General features: G+C 35.2%; 6 protein-coding genes. All 6 read left to right on the plus strand.

The window, feature by feature from the left end; genetic code table 11:
• The first annotated feature begins 82 nt into the window (after positions 1-82).
• The gene (locus tag PHF25_08635; protein MDD4528075.1) at positions 83-1,066 is read left to right on the plus strand and encodes an FHIPEP family type III secretion protein; all 984 of its coding nucleotides are present in this window, start codon (positions 83-85) and stop codon (positions 1,064-1,066) included.
• Between the two features lie 87 nt (positions 1,067-1,153).
• Positions 1,154-1,519, plus strand: coding sequence for a hypothetical protein (locus PHF25_08640; GenBank protein MDD4528076.1), 366 nt, complete (start codon positions 1,154-1,156; stop codon positions 1,517-1,519).
• A 24-nt stretch (positions 1,520-1,543) separates the two neighbouring features.
• Complete coding sequence (locus PHF25_08645; protein ID MDD4528077.1) at positions 1,544-2,458, plus strand: sigma-70 family RNA polymerase sigma factor; 915 nt, start codon at positions 1,544-1,546, stop codon at positions 2,456-2,458.
• Between the two features lie 57 nt (positions 2,459-2,515).
• A complete protein-coding gene (gene rfbB, locus PHF25_08650) occupies positions 2,516-3,583 on the plus strand; it encodes a dTDP-glucose 4,6-dehydratase (GenBank protein MDD4528078.1) in 1,068 nt (355 codons plus the stop codon).
• A complete protein-coding gene (nadD, locus tag PHF25_08655) occupies positions 3,580-4,254 on the plus strand; it encodes a nicotinate (nicotinamide) nucleotide adenylyltransferase (GenBank protein MDD4528079.1) in 675 nt (224 codons plus the stop codon). The genes rfbB and nadD overlap by 4 nt, the downstream gene beginning before the upstream one ends.
• A gap of 64 nt (positions 4,255-4,318) precedes the next feature.
• On the plus strand, positions 4,319-5,289 hold a 971-nt coding region (locus PHF25_08660; protein ID MDD4528080.1), incomplete at its 3' end, for an AIR synthase-related protein.

Here is a 5,289-nt window from a genome sequence, read left to right on the forward strand (position 1 = left end):
CGGAATTGCAATCTCTTTAATGCCACTTAGGTATTCACCCGTCAACGAGTTAGAATGAGCTACATCATCCGGCTTCCCGGTCATGACAACCTGCCCGCCATCCCAGAATGGTCCGTTATTAGAAAGAATCACCTTGGTGAGATATCAAATAGGTCAGGAATTGGGTTTTGTTATTCCGGGCGTTCGAGTAATGGACGATTTAAGTCTTCCTCCTAATCAATACAAGGTGGAAATTCGCGGAACAAAAGTAGCCCTAGGTGAAGGTTATACCAATGCCTATTATGTTCGAATGACTTTGGCTGAGCTTAAAGAAAAAGGAATTGATGGTGAAGAGGTAACTGATCCAGTTAATGGAAGTAGGTCAGTTTGGGTAAATGCTGAATTTGGGGACAAGTTACAACAGCTTGGAATTCCTGCTAAAACAATTGTAGATTACGTTTCTGAACATTTCTCGGAAACAATCAAAAGATATGCCGACGAGATTATGACCAGACAGAATGTTCAGGCTTTATTAGAGCTTGTGAAGAATACTAACGCGGCGATTGTGAGAGAGCTTGTGCCGGATATGCTATCTTTAGGGCAAGTTCATAAGGTTTTACAAAACTTGGTTAGAGAAAGAGTTAGTATTCGAGACCTTTCTACAATTTTAGAAAGATTAGCTGACTATGCACACGTTTCAAGAGACACAAATCTTTTAGCTGAGTATGTACGACAGTCTTTAGCGAGACAAGTTTGTGGTCAGTATGCAGACAAAGAAGATACTGTTACTGTTGTTACGATAGACCCTAGATTAGAAGAAACCATGATAAGCGCTATTCATCAAAGTGAGTATGGCTCCTTTTTGGCTCTAGACCCTGGTCTTGGAGAAAGTGTCTTGGGCCAGATAAAAGAACATTTGAAAAACTTTAATAAATTGAAAAAACCATCAATCATTCTTTGTTCACCTAGACTGAGACCACACTTCAAACGTTTTATTGAGAGAAATTTTCCAATGTTTGCTGTTTTGTCGTACAATGAAATTGTTCCGCAGATAAAAGTGCAGTCCATCGGCATTATTAATAACTAATTGATTAAAAAATATCGATTGATTTATAGTGCAATAGTTGCAATTAAATTACGATAGTTTTATGATTTAGAATTAACAGGAGAATAAATGTCTAACAACTACGAAAATATTCAACAAACCACGGATTTTGCCAACGAAGTCCCCTTATCAGTTCTATATGCCAATGATGAGTTCTTGCGACACCAAATGGCTTCGGAACAAGACAATTTAAATGACTTCATTAAGTTGTGTGGGATACTTCCAACTAAAAATATGGCTGAATCAGATTTAGTTGAAAATATAATAAAAAATGCTCTATTAGTAGAGTTTGGTGAGGATTTACTGAAGGACGCAGAGATTGTTGATGTTATCAGAGACTCTATTTTAGCTGACTCATCTTTAAAAGAAAAAGTAATGATTTTTGCAGATAAGCACTGTAAGCAAAAAGAGTTAGACAAAACACTTATAAATTAACTATATTTTTGTTATTATTTGACTATGTCAAATTTGTCAAAAAAAACAGAGTTTTCTCGTAAAGAAATGTCTGGATGGGGAGATTCATCAGACACGACTAGCACTAAATTCGAATTTAAACGTCTTCCTAATGTTATAGATAAACAAGTTGAAGAGCGTTATAAGTCTAAAGCCTTAGAGCTTGTTATGGTTATTTTAACGGGCTTACATTTGGAAGAAGCTGTTTTACTGCAAAAAAAATACGACCAGTATCGTGAAGACACAGTTTTTAAAGATGTTAAAGTTGTAGATTTATTAGAGAAAAGGGCACTTAAAAAGCTTACAAATTGGTTGTCTGGTTCTTTCCCTGAGGAGTTGCCTCGAGAAACCATGAGGGAGCTGGGGATAGATTTAAAAGAATATTTAATTTGTCGTTTTAGTGAAATGCTGTTTGAACAATTTGATTATAAAATTGGAAGCCTAGTAAATAATTATTTAAGAAAACTTCCTGGTTTCATGAAAACCAGCGATAAAGATGATTTAATGAATATTGCCAGAGTAGAGTTTCTGCAGACTTTGCGAGTTTGGGAGCCATTGGATAACCCAGCAGTGTGGCCATTTGCTTATTCTCGTATTAATGGAGCCATGAGAGATTACATTAGATATTTAACAAAGGCTGACCCGAGTAGACTATATTCCTGGATTGCAGATGCAGCATATATGTACATTGGCATTAATAAGCATTCAGATGAGTTTTCTGGTAGAATTGAGAGTAAGGTAACTTTACGGCATGCCATGGAACAACTTACCGAGATGGAGAGAAAAATAGTTACTTTGAAGACAGTCAATGATTTAACCTTAATGGATATTGGGAAAAAGGTAAGTTTGTCTGAGTCGCAAGTATCTAGAATTTATCGTTCTTCAGTCGAAAAGTTAAAAAAGATATTAAAACCAGAATAATACCTATATAATAGAATTGTTTGGATACAAATTTGGGGTTTTTAGGGAGGGATTTAGTTGAAAATTGTTTTAGTTACTGGTGGAGCAGGTTTTATCGGCTCAAACTTTATTAGGTATTACCTACATAATCACCAAGATTCGGTTATTGTAAATTTAGATAAACTTACTTATTCTGGAAATCTTTCTAATTTAGATGAAATCGTTAACAATGAAAGATACTTTTTTGTTAAAGGTGACATTTTAGATAAAGAATTAGTGTTAAACGTTCTTGCAGGTAAATACTCCAATGGGCAAAAAATAAATAGAATAGTTCATTTTGCAGCTGAATCACATGTTGATAGAAGCATCAAAGATTCGTCACCTTTCGTTCAGACCAATATTGTTGGGACTCAGGTTCTTTTGGATGCATTAAGAGAGTCTTGGGACAAAGAAGATGCGAATATGCGCTTTCTACATGTTTCTACGGACGAAGTATATGGCTCACTTGGCGAAACAGGTTATTTTACAGAACAAACACCAATTAATCCTAATTCTCCTTACTCGGCATCAAAGGCTTCGAGCGACCTTTTGGTGAGAGCTTATTATGAAACATTTAAAATGCCATTATTAATAACTCGTTGTTCTAATAATTATGGTGCATTTCAGTTCCCAGAGAAACTTATTCCTTTAGTTATCAATAATATTGTTAAGCAAGAAACTTTACCAGTTTATGGTCAAGGTTTAAATATCCGTGATTGGTTGTATGTCACAGATCATTGTGAGGCAATTGATGTGGTTTTGGAAAAAGGCAAAATTGGTGATGTCTATAATATTGGCGGGAATAATGAGTGGAAAAATATAGATATTGTTAATTTATTATGTGATTTAGTTGATGAAGCCCTAGGGAGAGAAAAAACCAGCAAAAACTTGATAAAATTTGTGCAAGATAGATTAGGTCATGATTTACGTTATGCGATTGACGCTTCAAAAATTAAAAACGAGCTTGGCTGGACACCAAAATATATTTTTGAAAATGGAATTAGAGAAACAGTGAAATGGTATTTGGATAATAGTAATTGGCTAGAAAATGTTACTTCTGGAGTGTATACTGACTATTACATGAAACAATACGGAGATAGTGTATGAAAAAGATAATCTTTGGTGGTAGTTTCGATCCTGTACACAACGCACATTTGCACATTGCTAGGCATGCGCTAAAACATTCTGACAGGGTTGTTTTTGTTCCATGTTACGAGAACCCTTTATCTAAAAGCATCAAAGCAACTGCCGAGCAGAGATTAGCAATGTTGAAGTTAGCAACTGCCGATAATCATCGTTTTGAAGTTTCGGATTATGAACTTAAGAAGCAGGGTATTTCATATTCAATTGAGACAGTTAAGCATTTCATGAAAGAGGGATTTACTGACCTTGGTCTTTTGATTGGCTATGATGTGATTTTAGACCTTAAGCATTGGCATAAAATTGAAGAACTGTTGGAGTTGGTGACTTTTTATGTTTTCAATAGACCAGATTTTCCCAAAGAAGTTATCTATAAAGAAATTAATAGTACTTTTTTGAAAAAAGCAAAAATTGTTGAAATAGAACAAAAAGGCATGAACATTTCTTCTACCATGGTGAAAATATATAGATATATGAATGAAGATATCTCTCTTTTTATTCCTTCCAAGGTTTCGGAGTTTATTGATAATAATCAAATTTATTTAAAACAGAAAACTTTTTCTGATATTCCTGACGATACACTATTATGCAATCCTCAATTAAATGGTAGAATAATACTCCAGAAGAACAAACAGTAGATTTAATCAGGAGGAGATTGCTTTGGAGATAACACCAGAAATAGTGAAAGAGCATGGTCTTTCCATGCAAGAATATGCCAGAATTAATGAAATATTGGGCAGAAAGCCAAACATTAATGAGCTAGGAATGTACTCGGTACTTTGGTCAGAACATTGTAGTTATAAGAATTCTAAATTAGTTTTAAAAAAATTCCCAACAAAAAGTGAATATGTATTGTTAGGTCCAGGAGAAAATTCTGGAGTTATAGATTTAGGTGACGGTGTTGGTCTTTCTTTTAAGATTGAATCACACAATCATCCAAGCGCTATTGAGCCATATCAAGGCGCAGCTACTGGAATCGGTGGAATAATTCGGGACATTTTTGCTATGGGAGCTAGACCTATTGCTGCTTTAGACTCTTTAAGATTTGGAGATATTGCAAAAGATAGTAATAGTCGTCACCTTTTTGAATATGTAGTTAAAGGTATTGGTGATTATGGTAATTGCGTTGGTGTTCCTACTATTGCGGGAGAAGTTTATTTTGAAGATTCTTATTCAGACAATTGCTTAGTTAATGCGATGTGTGTGGGAGTTGTGCAATCTGGTGATAAAGAAATAGACTCTTTGTATGGCAGAATGATTAAGGGTGTTGCTAAGGGAGAAGGAAACCTAGTTTTATATGTAGGATCTTCTACTGGCAGAGATGGCATCCATGGTGCTACTTTTGCTTCTGTTGAATTAACTGACGAAAGCACAGAGAATAAAAGTTCAGTTCAAGTTGGAGATCCATTCCAAGAAAAGTTACTAATAGAAGCATGTTTGGAACTCTTAAAAACTGACTGTGTAGTCGGGCTGGGGGATATGGGTGCTGCTGGAATTACAAGCTCCTTAAGTGAGATGGCCTCAAGAGGGAATCATGGCATAGAAATAGATGTGGATTTGGTTCCTCAAAGAGAATCTGGCATGACTCCTTATGAAATATTGCTTTCGGAAAGTCAAGAAAGAATGGTTGTTATTGTAGAAAAAGGTAAAGAAGAAAAAGCGTTTAAGATAAT

The sequence above is a fragment of the Candidatus Margulisiibacteriota bacterium genome (assembly GCA_028706105.1).
Taxonomy (GTDB): domain Bacteria; phylum Margulisbacteria; class Riflemargulisbacteria; order GWF2-35-9; family DYQY01; genus DYQY01.